Annotated in this window: 18 protein-coding genes; 11 read left to right on the forward strand and 7 right to left on the reverse strand. The window is 68.5% G+C overall.

The annotated features are described in order from the left end of the window. The first annotated feature begins 1 nt into the window (after position 1). The 3 genes from F0U63_RS37215 to F0U63_RS37225 all read left to right on the forward strand — a co-directional run bounded on the left by F0U63_RS37215 (position 2) and on the right by F0U63_RS37225 (position 4441). Positions 2-1066 (forward strand): LacI family DNA-binding transcriptional regulator, encoded by a 1065-nt coding sequence (locus F0U63_RS37215; RefSeq protein WP_395837654.1) that lies wholly within the window; start codon positions 2-4, stop codon positions 1064-1066. Between the two features lie 149 nt (positions 1067-1215). Further along, positions 1216-2340 (forward strand): CDP-alcohol phosphatidyltransferase family protein, encoded by a 1125-nt coding sequence (locus F0U63_RS37220; protein WP_395837656.1) that lies wholly within the window; start codon positions 1216-1218, stop codon positions 2338-2340. Between the two features lie 145 nt (positions 2341-2485). After that, on the forward strand, positions 2486-4441 hold the full coding sequence (locus tag F0U63_RS37225) for a D-arabinono-1,4-lactone oxidase (RefSeq protein WP_395837658.1): 1956 nt from the start codon (positions 2486-2488) through the stop codon (positions 4439-4441). 43 nt (positions 4442-4484) lie between these two features. Here F0U63_RS37225 and F0U63_RS37230 read toward each other — a convergent pair whose 3' ends face one another. The 3 genes from F0U63_RS37230 to F0U63_RS37240 form a co-directional block, all read right to left on the reverse strand. Next, positions 4485-4688, reverse strand: a complete 204-nt coding sequence (locus F0U63_RS37230) for a YbdD/YjiX family protein (protein WP_395837660.1) — start codon at positions 4686-4688, stop codon at positions 4485-4487. Position 4689: 1 nt separating this feature from the next. Further along, positions 4690-6753, reverse strand: coding sequence for a carbon starvation CstA family protein (locus F0U63_RS37235; protein ID WP_395837662.1), 2064 nt, complete (start codon positions 6751-6753; stop codon positions 4690-4692). A 78-nt stretch (positions 6754-6831) separates the two neighbouring features. Further along, entirely contained in the window at positions 6832-8277 is a 1446-nt protein-coding gene (locus tag F0U63_RS37240; protein ID WP_395837664.1) for a nitrous oxide reductase family maturation protein NosD, read from the reverse strand. A gap of 317 nt (positions 8278-8594) precedes the next feature. On the opposite strand from F0U63_RS37240, the gene F0U63_RS37245 reads away from it, so the two are divergent. Both F0U63_RS37245 and F0U63_RS37250 read left to right on the forward strand, forming a co-directional pair. Beyond that, on the forward strand, positions 8595-9002 hold the full coding sequence (locus tag F0U63_RS37245) for a hypothetical protein (RefSeq protein WP_395837666.1): 408 nt from the start codon (positions 8595-8597) through the stop codon (positions 9000-9002). A 112-nt stretch (positions 9003-9114) separates the two neighbouring features. Beyond that, positions 9115-9429, forward strand: coding sequence for a hypothetical protein (locus F0U63_RS37250; RefSeq protein WP_395837668.1), 315 nt, complete (start codon positions 9115-9117; stop codon positions 9427-9429). Between the two features lie 20 nt (positions 9430-9449). On the opposite strand, the gene F0U63_RS37255 is transcribed toward F0U63_RS37250, so the two are convergent. After that, positions 9450-10028, reverse strand: coding sequence for a DUF1360 domain-containing protein (locus tag F0U63_RS37255; RefSeq protein ID WP_395837670.1), 579 nt, complete (start codon positions 10026-10028; stop codon positions 9450-9452). Between the two features lie 164 nt (positions 10029-10192). Here F0U63_RS37255 and F0U63_RS37260 point away from each other — a divergent pair, with 164 nt between their 5' ends. The 3 genes from F0U63_RS37260 to F0U63_RS37270 are packed head-to-tail and all read left to right on the forward strand — an operon-like array spanning position 10193 to position 12284. Then, positions 10193-10486: a hypothetical protein gene (locus F0U63_RS37260; RefSeq protein ID WP_395837672.1), complete on the forward strand. Its 294-nt coding sequence runs from the start codon at positions 10193-10195 to the stop codon at positions 10484-10486. Then, positions 10483-10770 (forward strand): hypothetical protein, encoded by a 288-nt coding sequence (locus F0U63_RS37265; RefSeq protein WP_395837674.1) that lies wholly within the window; start codon positions 10483-10485, stop codon positions 10768-10770. The genes F0U63_RS37260 and F0U63_RS37265 overlap by 4 nt, the downstream gene beginning before the upstream one ends. Then, a complete protein-coding gene (locus tag F0U63_RS37270) occupies positions 10767-12284 on the forward strand; it encodes a PepSY-associated TM helix domain-containing protein (RefSeq protein WP_395837676.1) in 1518 nt (505 codons plus the stop codon). Before F0U63_RS37265 ends, F0U63_RS37270 begins: the two co-directional genes overlap by 4 nt. Here F0U63_RS37270 and F0U63_RS37275 read toward each other — a convergent pair. Beyond that, positions 12262-14385, reverse strand: a complete 2124-nt coding sequence (locus F0U63_RS37275) for a TonB-dependent siderophore receptor (protein WP_395837678.1) — start codon at positions 14383-14385, stop codon at positions 12262-12264. The two genes, F0U63_RS37270 and F0U63_RS37275, sit on opposite strands and share 23 nt — an antisense overlap. Positions 14386-14690: 305 nt before the next feature. Here F0U63_RS37275 and F0U63_RS37280 point away from each other — a divergent pair, with 305 nt between their 5' ends. Further along, complete coding sequence (locus F0U63_RS37280) at positions 14691-15854, forward strand: fatty acid desaturase family protein (protein WP_395837680.1); 1164 nt, start codon at positions 14691-14693, stop codon at positions 15852-15854. 13 nt (positions 15855-15867) lie between these two features. On the opposite strand, the gene F0U63_RS37285 is transcribed toward F0U63_RS37280, so the two are convergent. Further along, on the reverse strand, positions 15868-16710 hold the full coding sequence (locus F0U63_RS37285; protein ID WP_395837682.1) for a GRP family sugar transporter: 843 nt from the start codon (positions 16708-16710) through the stop codon (positions 15868-15870). A gap of 164 nt (positions 16711-16874) precedes the next feature. On the opposite strand from F0U63_RS37285, the gene F0U63_RS37290 reads away from it, so the two are divergent. Next, on the forward strand, positions 16875-17990 hold the full coding sequence (locus F0U63_RS37290; RefSeq protein WP_395837685.1) for a lactonase family protein: 1116 nt from the start codon (positions 16875-16877) through the stop codon (positions 17988-17990). A gap of 2 nt (positions 17991-17992) precedes the next feature. Here the strand turns inward: F0U63_RS37290 and F0U63_RS37295 are convergent, their stop codons facing one another. Beyond that, positions 17993-18892: a LysR family transcriptional regulator gene (locus F0U63_RS37295; RefSeq protein ID WP_395837687.1), complete on the reverse strand. Its 900-nt coding sequence runs from the start codon at positions 18890-18892 to the stop codon at positions 17993-17995. Positions 18893-18984: 92 nt separating this feature from the next. Between F0U63_RS37295 and F0U63_RS37300 the strand changes: the two genes are divergently transcribed. Then, on the forward strand, positions 18985-20001 hold the full coding sequence (locus F0U63_RS37300) for an NAD-dependent epimerase/dehydratase family protein (RefSeq protein ID WP_395837689.1): 1017 nt from the start codon (positions 18985-18987) through the stop codon (positions 19999-20001). Positions 20002-20016 lie beyond the last annotated feature (15 nt).

Below are 20016 nucleotides of genomic sequence, written 5' to 3' on the forward strand. Positions count from 1 at the left end.
CATGCGACCGGCTGGGTCGGAGCGAGCGAATCTCAAGACGCTGGCCACGCACCTCGGGCTGTCGATCAGCACCGTGTCCCGCGCGCTGAAGGACGGTCCGGAGGTCAGGCCGGAGACGATCCAACGGGTGAAGGAGGCCGCCGCCCGGTTCGGCTACGTGCCGAACATCGGCGGCATCCACCTGCGGACTGGCCGGACCTACAAGGTCTGCTCCATCCTCTACGCGCCCGAGGTCGGTGACTACGGCGAGCCGGGCTTCCTGGCGCAGGTGGAGAGCCTGTCCAACGGCATGGAGACCGCGGGCTACAACCTGCTCGTCCTGGCGCAGACGGGCCATCAGGCGCCGTTGGATCCGGTCCGGAAGATCTACGATCAACGGCTCGCCGACGCGGTCGTCTTCTCACGCACCACGCCCATGGACGAGCGGGCCCGGTTCTGCCTGGAGAAGGATTTTCCGTTCGTGAGCTTCGGACGGACCGAGCTGCAGACGCCGCACGCCTATGTCGACCACGACGACGAGCAAGCGGTCTTCGACGCGGTCGTGCACCTGGCGCGCAACGGGCACCGGAAGATCGTCCTGCTCAACCCGACCGGCGGGTTCAACTATGTCGGCCTGCGGTTGCGCGGCTATCAACGGGCGCTGGGCGAGGTGGGGCTGCCCTGGGACGAGGCCCTCGTCTACCAGGGGGACCTGTCGGTGCGGCGCACCCGCGAGGCCGTCCAGCGGATCCTCCAGCGCGAGCCCTCCATCACGGCGATCATCTGCGGCAACCAGATGTCCATCGTGGGAACGCTCGAGGGGCTGATCGAGAGCGGACGGGACACGAAGCGGGACGGCGTGAGCGTCGTCGGCTTTGGCGGCATGCCCTTTCTCACGCTGTCCGAGCAGCACGTCACCTATTACTACCAGCCCCAGTCGCGCGTCGGCACCGTGCTGGCCAGCCACCTGACCGCGTTGCTCAACGGCGAGCCCGCGGAGAACCTGCGGACGGTGCTGCCCTATGTGCGCATCGACGACCTGCGGGTGTTCCGCACGCAGGACGGGATCGAGCCTTCAGGCTCTTGAGGCCCGGGCGCTCGACAGCCCCAACGGGGCTGTGATCGAGACCACTCCCCTGGAGTGAGGCGGCGCACTGCTCGCAAGTCCGCCTCCTCGCACCATGCGCTTCATCCCGGGCCACGAGACCCGCCCGGGACGAAGGGGCAGTGGAGATCATGGCGACGAGTGAGCAGCAGGCAGGGGCGTTGGAGCCGCATGTATTGGTCCTCGACGAGCAGCAGAGCTACAAGCGCCCGGAGGAAGACGCCCTCATCCGGACACTCCGGGACGGATGCCGGCGCGCCGCCGTCCGCTACCTGCCCTACCGCCTCTCCCCGGTCATCCTGGGCATGCCCGGGTTGCTCCTGCACCTGTTCCTGCTCGCCGCCGTCCATACCTTCGAGCGCGCGCGGTGGATGTATGGCCTCTGGGTGCTCTGCCGGGTGCTCCACTTCTGTCTGGATGCCATGGACGGCACCCAGGCCCGGCGCAACGGGACACAATCCACCGCGCGCCACTTCTGGGACCATTGGGTCGACGTCGCCAACTCGGCCATGGCCGTGATGATCGTGGCGCGGCTCGGTCCCCAGCAGGGCGTCTCCTTCATGCCCTACATCCTGCTGACCGCCACCGGCCAGTTGTTCTTCTACCTCGGGCTGTGCCGCTACTTCGCCACGGGCATCATGCGCGACCCCTATATCAACCACCTCTGGAACTACGTCTTCTGTCTGTTCCTGGGGTTGTCCGTCTGTCTTCAGGGCGTGGAGCTCCTCGACACCCGCGGCTTCCAACTCACCTACGCGCTCGCGAGCCTCGCGGCCTTCGGGTGCGGCTTCGCGTCCCTCGTGAAGGATGCCGTGCTCATGGCCCGCTCGCGGCTGTCCTCCGCGCGCTTCTACGTGCGGATCCTCACCGCGCCGGTGCTCATCCTCGGCACCCACGTGCTCTGGCTCCAGGACTCGAGCGAGGTCTTCTGCGCCCGGGCCCTCGTCGCCCTCGCCATGAGCAGCCTCGCGGTGGACATCCACGCGCGCCAGCTCGTCAACAAGGCTCCGGCCTGGCTGACGGCCGAGGGCGCCTTGTTCCTCCTCGTGATCCCCCTGTCCGCGCTGCCCTCGTCACTCCAGCCCGGGCTCCACCGCGCACTGCTGCTGGTGATGGTGATGGCCACGGTCATCAACCTGGTCCGCTACCTCCGGGAGATGATCTCCCAGTACCCGGAGATTGGCTTCCCCTGGATCTGGCTGCCCTCGACGTACCGGCCGGGGCTGCTACAGGTGAGCAACAAGCTCGTGGCATGAACGAGTTGACCTGTCAGCGACAGCGCACTGACATGTCAAGACCCGGCAGGCGCCGCTCCTCCCAGAAAAACACCGAGTGAGGGGCTTGCGGACTCCTCGTGGAACAGGCGTTGCTAGGGAGTGGATGCCCAACCACGAGGTAGACATGACCGTCGCAAGAGAATTCTCGCCGCAGGTCCCCTCCGTCCCGTTCGATCCGCTGACGAGCCTCCATTACCCCACGAGCGAGGAGGAGATCGTTCAACTCGTTCAGTATGCATCCGCGAACGACCTGCAAGTCCGGGTGATTGGCTCAGGCCATTCCGTGAAGGAGGCCATCTTGTCCCCCGCGCCGAATGCCATCAACATCACGCTGGAGCAGTACCGGAAGGTCACCCTCAACCCGGATGGGACCTTCACGGTCCAGGCCGGGTGCTGCCTGGGGCTGGATGCACCCGCGCCCTGGGAGAGCACGCTCTTCTACCAGATGCAGCAGCACGCACGAGCCGTGCCGGACATGGGAGGTGTCACTCATCAGGCCGTGGGAGGATTCACCACCATGGGTTGCTCGGGTGGCTCGCTGCAGTACGCCTATACCGACAGCATCGTCGGTATCTCCCTCGTGGATGGGCAGGGGGTGGTGCGCTCGTACAGCCGAGGGAAGGACCCGGAGTTCGAGGCCGTGCTCGTGTCCATGGGGCTCATGGGCATCACCTCCACCCTCACCTTCAAGCCCATCGATGGCTTCAACATCATCGGGAACGAGACGTGCTACTCCTTGAATGACGTCAACTGCCCCATCGACTTCTTCGGGCCAGGCACCCCCGACAAGCCCTCACTGGAGCAGTTCATGCGCCAGACGGAATACACCCGTCTGATGTGGTGGCCCCAGAAGGGGGCCGAGCGCATCGTCGTCTGGAAGGCCCAGCGCATGACCGGCGCGGATTACAACAAGCTGGGGATGTCCCCCGAGAACTTCCAACCCAAGCAGTATCTCGAGTTTCCAGTCATCCTCGGGAGCCAGATTCCGGCACAGATTGTCGCGTCCCTGTTCTACCAGCTGTCCGCTGGCTGGCCGACCCTGGTCAACTTCATCCCGGATGCGAAGTTGCGCGAAGAAATCACCCTGCTCATCAAGCTGACGTACGGGCCGTGCATCCTGCCCTTCGTGATCGACCAGTTCGCGCCTGTCTACACGGGAGACGCGCCGGCGGAGACCCCCCAGTTGGAGGTTCCACAGGGCGTGTTCTCGGACGAGGTCCGCATCGTCGAGCTTGGGAAGAACACGGGTAGCGAGCCCATGCGGGGATCGGCCGCGCAGGGTTCCGCGGGACGGCGCGCCGCCGGGGGTCCGGTCCTCCGGCTGCTGCACCCGAATGCCCCGACCTCGGCGGGTTCGACCCGCGTCACCTCGGTGGCGATCGATCTCTGGAAGGATGTGCTGGCCCGGATGCCGAACGTGAGCACCCACCTGCCCAAACTGCAGTCCATCCTGAGCGAGCATGGCCAGAAGCTGCCTCGCTACTACCACATCCATGTCCCGAGCGACGTCCTGGCGGAGCTCCAGCCCGGCAACGGGACGCCCCCCCAGGACGTGAAGGGCAAGCAGCAGTTCTGGGACTTCTGGTACCGCGGTCTGCCGATGGACAACGATGTCTCCGACTTCCTGATGCCCACCGAGTTCACCGAGCTGTGGATTCCCCTCGAGAAGACGCAGGAGGTGATGAACAAGCTGCGTGACTTCTACGACCAGGGGGGGCTCGGGGCCACGGGCTCCTACTCCTGCGAAATCTACGCGGCCAAGGCCGATGATCTCTGGCTGAGCCCCGCCTACAGACAGGACGTGGTCCGCGTGGACGTGTTCTGGTTCCACGACCTGTTCCGGGACGAGGCGGCCCTCAAGGCCTTCTACCAGCAGTACTGGGATCTGCTGAAGGACTACGGCTTCCGCCCACATTGGGCCAAGTACCTGCCGGCAGGGGACATGGGACCCGAGTACCTGGCGCGGCTCTACCCCCAGTGGAATGCGTTCCTGGCGCTGCGCGCGCAGATGGATCCCAAGCAGCTCTTCGTCACCGACTACTGGCGAGCGGCGCTCGGCATCCCCCAGAATAACGCATAGCCCGTCCGGGATGACGGAGGGGGCGCCCCCCCTCCGTCACGGCTCAACAGCAGCGTCCGCCTCCACTCCGGTAGCGCGCCCGCATGCGCTCGTCGAAGAACTCCTCGTAGCTCATCACCCCGCGCTCCGGATGCTTCGCGCGCATGTGCGCCACGTAGGTGTCGTAGTCGGGCACGCCGATGATCAACCGGGCGGTCTGCACCGCCCGGCGCCAGAAGTGCCGCAGCACCTCGCTCGCGCCCGCCATGTCAGGAGCCCACCGCCGGAAGGGACGTGGGAGCCGTCTCGCGCGCCGTGGGCTCCGCCGAGCGCCGGGCGGCCAGAATCGCGCGCACGCCGAAGCCGACGATCACCACCACCACCAGCATGAACAGCACCGTCAGGGAGGCATCCACGTAGTCATTGGTGATGACCTGCTGCATGTCCGCCACGGTCTTCGCCGGAGCCAGCACCTTGCCCTGCTCGGCGGCGGCCGAGAACGCACGGGCGTGGGCGAGGAAGCTCACGCGCACGTCCGAGCTGAACACCTTCTGCCAGCCGGCCGTCAGCGTGCAGCACACCAGCCACACGGTGGGCAGCGCGGGGATCCACGCGTAGCGCTCGCGCTTCATCTTCACGAGCACCACGCACGAGAGCGTCAGCGCGATGGCCGCCAGCATCTGGTTGGCGATGCCGAACAGGGGCCAGAGCGTGTTGATGCCGCCGAGTGGATCCACCACGCCCTGGTAGAGGAAGTAGCCCCAGCCGCCCACGCACACCGCCGTGGCGGCCAGGTTGGCGCCCCAGGAGTCGGTCCTGCGCAGGGGCGCGTAGACGAGCCCCGCCAGCTCCTGGATCATGAAGCGGCCCACGCGCGTGCCCGCGTCCACCGTGGTGAGGATGAAGAGCGCCTCGAACAGGATGGCGTAGTGGTACCAGAAGGCCATCATCCCCTCCCCGCCCACCAGGCCATGGAGGATCTGCGCCATGCCCACCGCGAGCGTGGGCGCGCCGCCAGCACGCGACAGGATGGAGGACTCGCCGATGTCCTTCGCCGTCTGGGCGAGCATCTCGGGGGTGATGACGAAGCCCCACTGCCCCACCACCCGCGCCGCCTGCTCGACCGTGGTGCCAATCACCGCGGGCGGCGAGTTCATGGCGAAGTACACGCCCGGATCCAGCACCGTGGCGGCGATGAGCGCCATGATGGCGACGAAGGACTCCATGAGCATGGCGCCGTAGCCCACCAGGAGCGACTCGCTCTCGTTGGCCAGCATCTTGGGCGTGGTGCCCGAGGCGATGAGCGAGTGCCACCCCGACACCGCGCCACACGCGATGGTGATGAACAGGAAGGGGAACAAGCCGCCGGAGAACACCGGCCCCGTGCCATCCACGAAGCGGGTGATCGCGGGCATGCGAAGATCCGGCGCGGCCAGCACGATGCCCAGCGCCAGCACCAGCACGGTGCCGATCTTCAGGAAGGTGGACAGGTAGTCGCGCGGCGCCAGCAGCAGCCACACCGGCAGCACCGCGGCGCAGAAGCCATAGGCGATGAGCATCCACGCCAGGGCCTTGCCGTCATAGGTGAACAGCGGCGCGAGCGAGGGCGAATCGGCCACCCGGCCCCCCAGCCAGATGGACAGCATCAGCAGCACGAAGCCGATGACGGAGACCTCCAGCACGCGGCCCGGGCGCAGGGTGCGCAGGTAGATGCCCATGAGCAGGGCGATGGGAATGGTCATCGCCACGGTGAAGGTGCCCCAGGGGCTCGACGCGAGCGCCTTGACGACGACGAGCGCCAGCACCGCGAGGATGATCATCATGATCATCAACACGCCCACCATGGCCACCACGCCCGCGGCGGGCCCCATCTCCAGGCGCACGATGTCACCCAGGGACTTGCCGTCACGGCGCGTGGACAGGAAGAGGACGATGAAGTCCTGCACCGCGCCGGCCAGCACCACGCCGAAGAGGATCCACATCGTCCCAGGCAGGTAGCCCATCTGCGCGGCGAGCACCGGCCCCACCAGCGGCCCCGCTCCGGCGATGGCGGCGAAGTGGTGGCCGAACAGCACCCACTTGTCCGTGGGCACGTAATCCAGGCCATCGTTGCGCAACTGGGCGGGAGTGGCCCGGTTGGGATCCAATCTCAGGGCCGTGCGCGCGATGAAGCGCCCATAGAAGCGGTAGCCGATGAGGTAGACGCAGACCGCGGCCACCACCAACCAGGTGGCGTTGAGGGTTTCCCCCCGGTGCAACGCCACCACGCCCAGACAGGCCGCACCCACACAGGCGAGCACTGCCCAGCCCAGCTTGCTCACGACATGACCCATGGACCCTCCGCGAAGACTCGACCGGGTCAACACTTCCCCCGAGCCCGCGACCGGGTCAACCCTCGCCAGGAAGGAAAGTCACTCGATGAGGGCCGTCCCCGAGTCCACCCCCATCACCTGCCGCCACACCCGGAGCTTGTCCGGGTCGGAGAGTGTGAGCCGCTCGCCCGGAAAGTCCACCCGGAAGGGCGACAGCGGCCCCTCGAGCAGATGCATCACGCCATCGGCCTTCAGGATGCCGCCCAGGGAGTAGAAGTTGCCCTCGAGCTCCATGTCCGGACGGAACCCCTCTCCGCCCAGGCGCAGCAGCGGGGCGTCCGCGCCCCCCCGCAGGGTATTGTCGCGCACCTGGAGACCCATGACGCTCTTGCCGTCCGCGGCCAGCATCAGCGCGTAGTTGGCCGAGTACTCGACCGTGTTGCCCACCACCACCACGTCCCGGCCCCCCTCCACCCGGATGCCGAACCCGTTGCCCTGGGGGTTGTCGCGGATGTTGCGCAGGTAGTTGCCCTCCACCCAGATGTGCGCGGGGGGCGCGGCGTCCTGCAGGATGGAGATGCCCCGGCCCGCGTTGGTGATGGTGTTGTCCAGGACGGTGACGTTGCGGGCGGAGAGGTGGATGACCACCCCCTCGCCCGCGGAAGAGCCCGCGGCGCGGATGGCCGTGTTGGGCACGCTGGAGATGACATTGCCGCGCACGATCACGCCGTCGCACTGCTTGATGTCCACGCCGTTCTCGCCCTCGTCATGCATCGTGTTGTTCTCGATGACGAGCCCTGTGGCGGGAGCCGTCCCCGCCTGGCATTGGACGGAATCCCCCGAGTTGTGATGGATGTCATTGTCCCGGATCACGACGTCGCGCGAGGGGCCCACCACGACCACGCCGTGAGAGTCCTCTCCGGGCTTGATGAAGTGGTGGATGGTGTTGTCGCGCAGCGTGAGGCCCTTCGGGCCATCCACGAGCACGCCCGCGCTCAAGGTGCCACTGCGCAGCTCGCTCCCGGACAGGGTGGAGCCGCCGGCCCCGCTCTCGAAGACGATGGCGAACATCGGCTTGCCCCCGACATCCACCCGCAGGTTCTCCAGGTTCCAGCGCCCCTGCACGCGGATGACCGTGCTGCGCCGCGTGTTGCCCGGAGCGACGGTGGGCAGGGGCGAGCCCTCGCCGCGCACGGTGATGGCCGCCGCGCCCGAGCCTTTCGAGCCCAGGATGAGCTCCTCGGGGTACACGCCGGAGAGCACCCGGATGAGCTCGCCCGGACGCGCGCGCTCCGCGGCCCGGCCAATGGTGCGCAGCGGCGCCTCGCGCGTCCCCGCCGCGTCATCCCGTCCCTTCGTGCTCACGAACCAGGAGCGGCCCTGGGGAACCTCGGGAGGAGGCTGCGTGGGTGGCGGCTGCGTGGGAGGAGGCTGCGTGGGTGCCGGTGGCGTGGGCGCTGGCTGCTCGGGCGGTGGCCTCGAGGAGGAAGGCTCCTCGCGTGAGGGTTGCGCGACACTGGGGACCTCCAGCGTCACGGCCACCATCTCTTCCGTGGGGGGCTCACACGCGAGAAGGAGAAGACAGGAGAGCAACCCTCCCGTGCCCATGAAGCATCGTCCGCCCCTGGCCCCTGGCCTTTCCATGTGCCCTCCCTCCCACCGCCATCCGTCCGTGGCGCCGCAAGGTCGGCACGCACGAAGTCGGGATCAAGGGAAGCAGAGCCCCCAACGTGAAGTGGAGCACGGGTTACAGTCGGCGCCCGCCACGCACATGACCGGCGCGCTCACTACGCATGCCGACGGTGGCCCACGAGTTCCCCGGCCTTTTTTGACCCCTTGGGAGTCAACCAACGGAGGCGCTGATGACGTCCACGCTGCTGGTGCTACTGCTCCTCTCTCAGGCGGAAGGACTCGACAAGCCTCCCGATGAGGCGAGAGAGCGCGTACAGGGCACGAAGGTGGCCATGGGGAGCCCGGCGGAAATGGCCGTGCGCGCGGTGGCCAGCGGAGCCAGGCAAGCGGACGCCTTCGAGTACCTGCTGCTGCTGGCGGGCCTGGACAACGTCAACGACGAGCCTCCGCGAGGCGCTCCCCTCACGCCCCAGGAGGCGGCCCGGGTGTTGACGGTGCTGCTGAACAAGCCCGTGACGCTGGGCTCGTTCCCGCCGCGCATGGCCGTCTACCACCTGCTGCACGAGGTGCTGACGGAAGGGGCGGGTCATTACGATGTTCCCAGGCAGGGGCGGATAGATGTTCCAGTTCCAATGTGAGTGGGCCGATGAACCGAGGACCTCCACACGCTCGGGCTTTGACCTGGGGCACATGACGTTCGTGAGCGAAAAAGGCATCTGTAGCTCGCGGGGCAGGACACCGGATCAAGCCATGATGCTCGCCATCGCCATCGTGGAGATTCTCGATGGACTGCGTCGGTTCCTGCTGGAGAGGCGAAGCGAATACACCTTTGTTGGAGCCGACTCGTCGTTCTCCGTGAGCTTCCGGAAGACGAAGGGGGAACGTATCGCCATCCAATGCGGTGCGAGCCGTCTCGGCGAAGTGGATGCCACGACCCTATGCCGGGCTGTTCTCTCCGGCGCCGAAACGTTCTTTCAGCAGCCGAAGAACAAGCTCCCTCAAAGTGATCCAGCTCTGGAAGATCTCACCTCTGCCCTAGAGGCGTTCGCTCGCGCCTTTCGATGAGGGCGAACTGACCAGCACGCTCAGTGGGTCGGCGTAGGCTCCGGCTCGCGCAGGGAGCCCTCGGAGACCTCGAGCGCCTCGGCGCGCTCGCGGGTGCGCTTCAACTCCTGCCCCACCCATTCATAGGAGCGCTGGAGGAAGTCGGAGAGCGTGGTGAGGGCGAAGATGGAGGCGACGAGGCGGGTCTCCCTCGGACGCACGGCATGCAGACAGGCGAGCGCTCCCGCGACCCAGGGCCCAAGGCAGAAGGGGCACGAGAGGAGGTCGCCCACGGCCCGGCGCAGGCCCCGCCCCCGCGAGGACTCCGTCACCTCGCTCGCGCGGTCCGTGCTCTCGAAGCGGACGAAGGGCGCCCGGACGGGCGCGGTCACGAAGTCCTTGGCGAGGATGCGCGTGACCTTGTGGGTGGCCAGACCGAACAGCGCCACGTCCTCCAGGCTCATCCGCGGAAACGCGCTCCGGCCCCGCCCTCCCCTCCACGCGAAGTAGCCCGCCAGCGCGGAGCTGTAGACGCCCATGAGCACCGCATAGGAGCCGAGTGGCATCTCCGTGTTGCCGTAACCCGCGAAGAGCTTCGTCTCAGCCAGTGCCTTGCCCATGAATGCCTCCTCTCCGAACGCTGTGCATTCCGCGCCGCCGTACCAACCCGGAGGGAGCACCTGGAGAGCGCCAAGGCGCTTGACAGCCGGGCCGCTCCAGATGAAAACGCGAGTCATTTGCATCTTCAGCCAGCGTGTCTGACAGACGGGAAGCGGGGAGCGCGATGCTGAGTCTCGCCGCGCTCGCGTTCTCCCTCTCGGCGGTCTCGGTCCTGGGCCAGGGCGGCCGCGGAGCCTCCCGGTGGGTGGCGGCCCCCCTCGCGCTCGCCGCAACGGCCTCGGCGGTGGCCGGGCTCGGGGTCCTCCAGGGACTCATCGTGACGCTCGTGCTCGCCATGGCGGCGGCGTCGGTGCTGGTGCTCGTACTGGCGCCCCGCCCCGAGCGAGCGCGCACGGTGGCGCTGGTGAGCGGGCTCGTGGGGCTCGTGCCGGTGGTGATCGCGGGAGTCTCCAGGTGACGGACTCCGTGTTGAGCAAGGCGGCGAACCACAGCGCCGCGCGCACCCTGGCCGCGCTGCTGGGCGCGCCGCTCGTCGCGTTCTCGGTGGGGGCGGCCCTGGTGGCGTTCCTGCCCGTCTCCGGGGTGTGGGCCTTCGCCCTCGGCTTCCACGTCATGGTGCCGCTCTGGGTGGTGCTCGCGTGCGTGCTGCCGATGATGAGGGACGGCCGGGTGGCGTGGGGCGTGTGCCTCGCCATCGTGCTGCCCATCGCCGTGGCGCTGGCGGCGCGGAGGTCCGGGTGAAGCTCTCCCCCCGTACCTTCCGCATCCAGTGGGACTTGCATGCGTGGGCCGGAGTCATCGCGAGCCTCTTCCTGTTCGTCATCTTCTTCTGCGGCGTCTTCTCGCTGTTCCGCGAGGACATCGAGGTCTGGCAGGAGCCCGCGTTCCAGAGCGCGCCGCCCGGCGAGTCCCCTCCGTCCTTCAATGCGCTGCTCGAGCGCGTGAGGGCCCACGTCCCGCTGCCGCGCGGCACGAACCTGGGATTGCTGACGCACGAGGAGACGCGGCTCGTCACCGCCTACGTGTTCGAGCCCACGGGGACACGGGTGCTCTGGCTGGATCCCCTCACGGGCGAGGTGCTGCCCGAGCGCAGCCGGTTGGCGAGCGAGCTGTACTGGCTGCACTTCTTCTACCGCCTTCCCCGGGGCCAGGAGTTCTCCGGGCTGGTGGCGGTCGCGCTGCTCGTCACACTCGTGAGCGGACTCGTCATCCACCTCAAGGATCTGCGCCAGCAGTGGTGGCGGTTCCGGCCAGAGGTGAAGCCGCGCTTCTCCTCCTCGGACGCGCACAAGGTGCTCGGGGTGTTCGGGCTGCCCTTCACGGCGATGATGGGCTGGACAGGGGCGGTGCTGTGCCTGGCGGGCCTCATGGGCCAGGGGCTCGCGTCCGGTGTGTTCCGGGGAGACCCGGCCCGGGTGAACCAACTCCGGGGCTACGCCCAGCCGGTGCGGGAGGAGGCCCACCGCGAGGCGGCCATGCGGCCCCTGGATGAGACCGTCGCCCGCGCCCGCGCCTCCGTTCCCGGAGCCGAAGGCACGCCGCGCTACGTCGACCTGCACTTCTGGGGCGACGAGAAGGCCTGGGTGGGCGTCTTCTTCCAGATGGCGCCGCTCGGCGCGGACCACTACGCCTTCGTCGACTCGGTGAGCGGAGAGACGTTCGGCACGAGCATCGACTCCCGGACCCCCTCGTTCAGCTTCGAGCGCGTCCTCTTCGATCTGCACTACGCCCACTATGGGGGCCTCTTGCTCAAGGGCCTCTACGCCCTGCTGGCGCTCGCGATGTGCGGAGTGCTCCTCACGGGCAACCTCATCTGGTTGGAGCGCCGGGACGAGCCGCGCACCCACCGGGGCAACCGCCTGCTGGAGCGGCTGACGGTGGGCGTGTCCGGAGGACTCGTCCTCGCCGCCGCGGTCTACTTCGCGAGCAACCGCGCGCTGCCGGAGGCGCTGGCACGGCGGGCCGATTGGGAGTTCGGCCTGTTCCTCGGGGCCTGGGCGCTCTCGGCCGCGCTCACCTTGCTGCCCCGCGTCCCGCCCCTCCGGGCGGGAGTGTGGCTGTGCACGGGGGCGGCGGCGCTCTACGCGGGCGTCGCCGCCACGGACGTGGTGTTCCAGGAGGCCCACCTGTTCACCGCGCTCGCGCGGGGACTGCCGTCGGTGTTCCTCACGGAGGTGCTGCTGTGCCTGCTCGCCCTGGGCTGTGGAGCCCTCGCCCGGGGGCTCGCGCGCACTACCACGTATAGCCGACGTTGAGCATGGCGCGGCGCCGGTCGCCGTAGAAGCAGGCCGCCTCCGAGCTGCAGGACGACACATACGTGGCATCCAGCAGGTTCGAGGCGTTGACGGCCGCCCGCCAGTGCTCGCGCTCGTAGTGCACGCCCGCGTCCACGAGCACATAGCCCGGCACGGACAACGTATTGGCGCGATCGACGAAGGATTGGCCGACGTAGCGCACACCCGCCCCGGCGCCCAGGCCCTTCAGGACGCCGTCCGGTAGGGTGTAGTCGAGCCAGAGCGACGAGAGGAACTCCGGCACGCCCGTGGGCCGCTTGCCCTGCTCGAGCTCCACTCCCTGGGTGATGGCGAGCTGGTAGAGCGACGCCGAGCCCACGAGGTTCAGCCCCTGCGTCAGGCTCGCGTTCGCCTCGAACTCCAGGCCCCGGGAGCGCACCTCGCCAATCTGCCGCTGCACGAAGCCCTCCGTCGTCAGGAAGTTCTCGCGCCGCAGCTCGAAGACGGACAACCCCAGCGAGGTCCGTGTGTCCTCCGGCTGGAACTTCACGCCCGCCTCGAGCTGCGTGCCCCGCTCGGGCTCGAAGAGCGTCCCCTCGGCGGTGGTGCCCGCCACCGGATTGAAGGAGCGGGAGTAGCTCACGTACGGCGCGAAGCCACTGTCGAAGGCATACAGCAGGCCCGCGCGGCCACTGAAGGCCCGCTGGCCGCCGTCATAGCTCGACGCTGGCGTGAGCGCGTTGTCCAGGCTCAGGCCCACCCAGTCATGACGTCCGCTCAGCACCAGGTGCAGGCGCTCGAGGAACCGGAGCTGATCCTGCGCGTACACGCCGAGCTGGTTCTGGCGGATGGCGTTGACGGCGTAGCGCGATTCGGTGGGCGCGTAGGTGGCGTAGGTGGGGTTGCGCAGGTCCAGGGGCGTGCCGGCCTCGTAGCCCTGCTCGTCATCGAGCGCGTAGTGCTTGTAGTCGAGCCCCACGAGGACGGTGTGGCGCACGGGGCCGGTGGAGAAACGCAGCTCGGCCTGGTTGTCGACGGTGAACAGCCCGACCGTCGGCGTCGTCACGAAGTTGCCGCGAGCGAGCTGGGCCTCGCCGGGCGGGCCGGCATAGCCCACGCCGTAGAGGTTCTTGAAATCGATGGCGAGGTGGCCGTAGCGCAGGTTCTGCCGCACCGTCCACGTGTCATCGAAGCGGTGCTCGAACTCGTAGCCCACCAGGCCCTGGTCGCGCTTGAAGCGATCCAGGCTGGGATCGCTCGTGAAGAGGTCCGTGGGAATGCGCCCATACGGCGCGTCCACGACGGTGCCCTCGTAAGGCAGGAAGTTCTGCCCGCGGGTGCGATCGAGCAGGTAGCTGCCGTGCAGGGTGAGCGAGGTGCGCTCGGTGGGCTTCCAGGTGAGGCTCGGCGCGAGGAAGAGCCGGTTGTTGTCGGTGTAGCGCACCTGGGTGTTGCCGCCCCGGGCGAGCGCCGTCACCCGGTAGAACCACTGTCCGCCCTCGCCGATGGGGCCGCCCAGATCGACCGCGCCGTAGCCGTTGACGTACTCGTTGACGCCCAGCTCCACGTGCCGCACCGCCTCCGTGGGGGGCTTCTTGCTCACGAGGTTGAGCAGACCTCCCGGATTGGTGCCTCCGAAGAGGACCGAAGAGGGGCCGCGCACCGCCTCGATGCGCTCCATGCCGAACGGCTCGAGGCGCCAGGTGGCGAAGGAGCCGGCGGGCAGTTGCAGCCCGTCGAGGTAGTAGCCGGACTCCTGGGCGGTGAAGCCGCGCACCAGGAACCAGTCATTGCGCGAGTCCCCGCCGAACGTCTCCGAGCGCACCCCGGGCGTGTAGCGCGTGGCCTCGACGATGGACTGCGCCTGCTGGGCCTCCATCTGCTCCCGGCCCACCACGGAGATGGACTGGGGCGTCTCCAGCAGCGACGTGTCCGTCTTGGTGCCGCTCGCGCTGCGCCGGGCGGTGTAGCCCACGACGGGATCCGCCGCGCGCTCCCGCTCGCCCTCCACCTTCACGGTGTCCAGGGTGAGCGCCTCCCCCGACTCCTGCGCCACCGCCGCCGTCGCGAACGCGAAGGAGAGACCCGCCCACGCACGCCTGCTTCGAATTGGAGAAACCATATTGAGAATGATTCTTACTCGCGGAGTCAAGGAGGTTCGGGACGCGGCGTAACATGGGCCCGGGGGGGCGGCAAGGGGGAAGCAGGCGCCCCGGGACAGGCGGCGGACGGCCCGGAGCAAACACTCACGTGACGGAATGGTCATACATGGAGTGCCACGTCTTCCTGGCCGTGTGCCAGGCGGGCGCGTGAGCCCGGCCCGCCGGAGTGCTTTCTCCGGGACGATAGTTCTAGCGGTCCTCGCTCACGATGGGCGAGCCTCGTGGCCACCACCGACCGCACGAGCAACCAGGAGCCCACATCTTCATGACCACGGCCGTCGCCTACCGCACGGAAGCGCCCCCCCCGGCAGTCTTCCCGGACATCGATGAGGAAGCCTTCGCCCGCGACCTTCAAGCCCTGCGCGTGGAGCTGGAGTCCTCCATCGGTCCCGAGGACCACGCGCACTTCCGGAAGATCCAGCGCTGGGGCCGGGTGTGTTCGCTGCTCGGGTATGCGACGTCCTGGTTGATGCCCAACCCGCTGTCCGCGCTGCTCATCGCGCAGGGCAACACGGCGCGCTGGACGATGATGGCCCACCACGTCACGCACCGGGGGTATGACCGCGTGCCCGGCATGCCCGAGCACTCCACCGGGAAGCGCTTCGCCACCGGCTGGCGCCGCTTCATCGACTGGCCGGATTGGATCCACCCCGAGGCGTGGCGCCACGAGCACAACACCCTGCACCACGGGCGCACGGGTGAGACGGCGGACCCGGATCTGGTGGAGGAGAACACCGAGTGGCTGCGCCGCTCGTCCATGCCGCTGTGGGCCAAGTACGGGATCGTGGCCTTCTTCGCCTGCACCTGGAAGGTGACATACTACGCGCCCAACACCTTCTTCGAGTGGCGCCGGGCCGAGCGGCGCCGCGCGGGCGGGGCCGAGGAGTTCGGCACGCCCCCGCTGGTGACGGCCTTCAACCCGCTCACCCCCCAGGGCCGGGACTTCTGGCGCACCTGCCTGCTGCCCTACGCGGCCCTGCGCTTCGTGCTCCTGCCCGCCCTGTTCGCGCCCCTGGGCGCCTGGGCGGTGTTCAGCGTCTTCGTCAACAGCGTCCTCGCCGAGCTGCTCACCAACCTCCAGAGCTTCATGCTGATCGCCCCCAACCACGCGGGCGATGATCTCTACCGCTTCCAGGGGCGCTCCGACAGCCACGCGACCTTCGCGGTGCGGCAGGTGGTGGGCTCGGCCAACTACGCCACCGGGAGCGATGGAATCGACTTCCTCCAGGGCTTCCTCAACTACCAGATCGAACACCACCTCTGGCCGACCCTGCCCATGCGCAAGTACCAGCAGGCCCAGCCCCGGGTGAAGGCCCTGTGCGAGAAGCACGGCGTGCCCTACGTGCAGGAGAGCATCTGGCGGCGCGTGGGCAAGCTCGTCGACATCATGGTGGGACGCGCCTCCATGCGCTCGCTGCCCACCTTGTGACGCCAGTCCGCGCTCAGGCGGAGCGCAGCAGGAAGAGGCCGGAGCAGATCATCCCTCCGGCCATCCAGCGCCAGGTGGACGCGCGCTCCTTGAGCCAGAACACCCCCATCAGGATGCTGAACAGCACGCTCGTCTCGCGCAGGGCGGAGACGAGCGCCACCGGCGCCTGGCGCATGCACCACAGCACCAGCACATAGGCCACGTTGGACACCAGACCGCCCCCGAGCGAGCGCAGCGCGTCGGTGCGCAGGTGCTGCTTCAAGTCCCGCCGCTGCACCAGCATCACCCCCAACCACACCACCCCGTTGGGCACCGAGGACCAGACGGCGTAGTTCAGGGCGCTGGGAGACAGGCGCGCCCCCTTCGCGTTGGCGAGGGTATAGAGCGCGGTGATGACCGCCGCGCTCAGGGCGAGGCCGAGGGTGCTCGTCCCCGCGTGCCCCCCGGCGCGCATCGAATCCGCGGCCAGCAGCGCCACCCCGAGCGCGATGGCCACGACCCCGGCCAGGCCCAGCGGCCCCGGCACCTCGGAGAAGAGCAGCGCGCCGGCCGCGGTGACCGTCACCGGCGCGAGGCCCCGGGTGAGCGGATAGGCGACGCTGAGCTCCCCCGTGGAGTACGCCCGCGCCAGGATCGCCTGCGTGCCGAAGCTGCCCAGGAAGCCCGCGAACATCCAGGGCCAGGCCTCCGGCGGCGGCCCCTCCACGAAGGGCAGCGCGAGGATGCACATGAACGAGCCCGCCATGGACACGGTCGCCATGCTCAGGGTGCGATCCCCGCTCGCTTTCACGGCGGCGTTCCACCCCGCATGCAATACCGCGCTCAGGAGGATGACGAGGAAGACGGTGGTCGACACGGACGCCACCTTCTCATGCCCGGAGAAACCGGGCCAGGGGTGTCAGGGTTCTAATTGATTGGCGCACCCATTGTTTTCTGCTTTCAATCCGCGCCATGAACCCGACCCACATCACACGCCGTGATTTCGTCTATCTCATGAGTCTGGGCACAACGGGAATCGTCATGTCATGCTCGAACGGAGAACCCACGCCGCAGCCCCAGCCCCCCGCTCCCACCGAGCTGTGGCTCTACGTGGGCACGTACACCTCGGGAGGCAGCGAGGGCATCTACCTGTGCCGGTTGGACCTGGCCACCGGTGCCCTCCAAAAGCTGACGGTCACCCCGAACGTGGCCGAGCCTTCCTATCTGGCCCTGGATCCAAAGGGACGCTACCTTTACGCCGTCAATGAATTGGTGGAGTACGAAGGCAAGGCCAGTGGTGCCGTGAGTGCCTTTGCCATCAACGCCCAGAGCCGGGAGCTGACCTTCATCAACCGGCAGTCCTCGCAGGGCGGCGCGCCCTGCTACCTGGAAGTGGATGCGACGGGCGCCTACGTGCTGGTGGCCAATTACGTGGGCGGCAACGTCGCCGTCCTCCCCATCCTGCAGGACGGTGGACTGGGCGCCGCCGCCGACGTGAAGCAGCACCAGGGCACGCAAGCCGGGCAGGAGCCCCACGCCCATCAGATCCGGCTGGACGCGGCCAACCAGTACGCCCTGGCCCCGGACCTCGGGCTGGACAAGATCATGATCTACCGGTTCGACGCGCGGCAGGGAAAGCTCACGCCCGGCGAGCCCGCCTCGTTCTCCACCCGCGCCAAGGCGGGACCGCGCCACCTGGCCTACCACCCCAATGGCAACCTCGCCTTCGGAATCAACGAGCTGGACTCGACCCTCATCGCCTTCTCCTATGACAAGGAGCGCGGCGCGCTGACGGAGCTCCAGACGGTCTCCACCCTGCCCGAGGGCTACACCGGGACCAGCTACTGCGCGGACATCCACGTCAGCCCCGACGGCAAGTTCCTCTATGGCTCCAACCGCGGCCACGACAGCATCGTCGTGTTTGCCATTGATTCCGCGGGCAAGCTGACCCTCGTGGAGCATGTGACGGGCGGCATCAACTGGCCGCGCAACTTCGCCATCGATCCGACGGGCGCGTACCTGCTCGTGGCCAACCAGAAGGGCAACACCGTCGTCACCTTCCGGCGCGACACGCAGACCGGACGGCTGACGCCCGTGGGCCAGCCCCTGGACATCCCCGCCCCCACGTGCCTGCTCGTGGTTCCTCCGTCCGTCTGACTTCAGCGGCGGGAGGTCTGCGCATAGGCTTTCAGCTCCGCGGCGAGGTGATCATAGACGAGCCGCATCGGCTCGCTCGTCCGGAGGTTCTCGTGCATGACGACCCAGAGGTCGAGCGGGTAGGCGAAATCCTCCGGAAGCACATGCACGAGCGCCTCCTCCCGCCGCGCCACCCCCACCTGACAGACGCCAATCCCCGCCCCCGCCCGGATGAGGGCGAGCTGCGCGAGATCGCTGTCCGTGCGAAACGCGAACGCATCCCGGTCCATCCGGAAGCCCATCGCCCGCAGGGTCTGGATCGACGGGGACTCCTTGTCGAAGCCAATCAACGCGTGTCCGCCCAGCTCCTCCAGACTCCGGGGCGTCCCATGTCTCGCCAGGTAGTCGCGGTGCGCGTACAGGCCCAGGGTCGTCACCCCCACCTTGCGCGACAACAGCGCCGACTGCTCGGGCCGGATCATCCGGATGGCGATGTCCGATTCCCGCTTCAGCAGATCCTGCGTGCGGTTGGACAGCACCAGCTCCAGGGCAATCCCCGGATGCCGCGCGCGAAACCGCGCGAGCATGGGCGGCAACACCTCCGCGCCCACCACCTCGCTCGCGGTGAGCCGCACCGTCCCCCGCGCCCCTCCTTCCACTCCCGACACCGCCCGGCGCAGCGAGGCCGCCGCCGCCCGCATCGCCTCGGCATGCGGGCGGATCTCCAACGCCGCCTCCGTGGGCACCAGACCCTGGGGTGAGCGGACGAACAGCGGCGTCCCGAGCGCTTGCTCCAGGGCCTCGACGTGGCGCCCGATGGTCGGCTGCGTCAGCCCCAGCGCCCGCGCGGCACCCGAAAGACTGCCTTCGTCCAACACCGCCAGGAATGAGCGGCACAGCTGCCAGTCCAGTTCGTCCGCCATATATTTCCGTATAACAGCTCCACGGACATCGACAATTTTCCACGAGGCCGTGAAGCCTCATTCTCCACCCTGTCACCACGACGGAGGAACTCATGGCGAAGGAACGAATCGCGTTGGTGTTGGGAGCAACCGGTGGAGTGGGCGGGGAGACGGCGGCCGCCTTGCTGTCGAAGGGATGGAAGGTGCGCGCCCTGCATCGCGGCGCCCAGGCGGGCGGGCGGCACGCCAGGCTGGAGGGCGCGGAGTGGATCCGCGGAGATGCCCTGCGCGCCGAGGACGTCATCCAGGCCTCGCGCGGCGCCCAGCTGGTGGTCCACGCCGTCAATCCCCCGGGCTACCGGGATTGGGAGAAGCTCGTGCTGCCCATGCTGGAGAACAGCCTCCAGGCGGCCCGGCGGTCCGGTGCCCGGCTGGTGCTCCCTGGCACCATCTACAACTACGGCCTCGATGCGTTTCCGGTGCTCAAGGAGGACTCGCCCCAGCATCCCCACACCCGCAAAGGCGCCATCCGCGTCGCCATGGAGCGCCGCATCGAGGAGGAGGCCGCGCGCGGCACCCGCGCCCTCATCGTGCGCGCCGGTGACTTCTTCGGGCCCCACGCGGGCAACAACTGGTTCTCCCAGGGCTTCGTGAAGCCGGGCGCCCGGCCCCGGTCCATCTCCAATCCCAACGTGCCCGGCGTGGGCCATGCCTGGGCCTACCTGCCCGACCTCGCCGCCACCCTGGCCGCGCTCGCCGAGCGCGAGCAGGAACTCCCCGCCTTCGAGCGCTTCCACTTCGGCGGCCACTGGCTGGAAGACGGCGCGGAGATGAGCCGGAGCATCCTGCGCGTCCTCGGCCACCCCGCCCCGTCCGTGCGCCGGATGCCCTGGGCCCTCCTGCGGCTCGCCTCGCCCTTCAACACCACGCTGCGCGAGCTGCTCGAGATGCGCTACCTCTGGCAGCACCCCGCCCGCCTCGACAACACGCGCCTGCGCGCCTTCCTCGGCCAGGAGCCGCACACGCCGCTGGATGCCGCCGTGCACCACACCCTCCAGGCCATGGGCTGCCTGCCGGACGCCACCGAGCCCACTCGCGACGCCTCGCCCCTGGCCACGCACCGCACCTGACGCGAGGGCGCCAAC

It is taken from the genome of Cystobacter fuscus (genome assembly GCF_044360685.1).
GTDB lineage: Bacteria > Myxococcota > Myxococcia > Myxococcales > Myxococcaceae > Cystobacter > Cystobacter fuscus_C.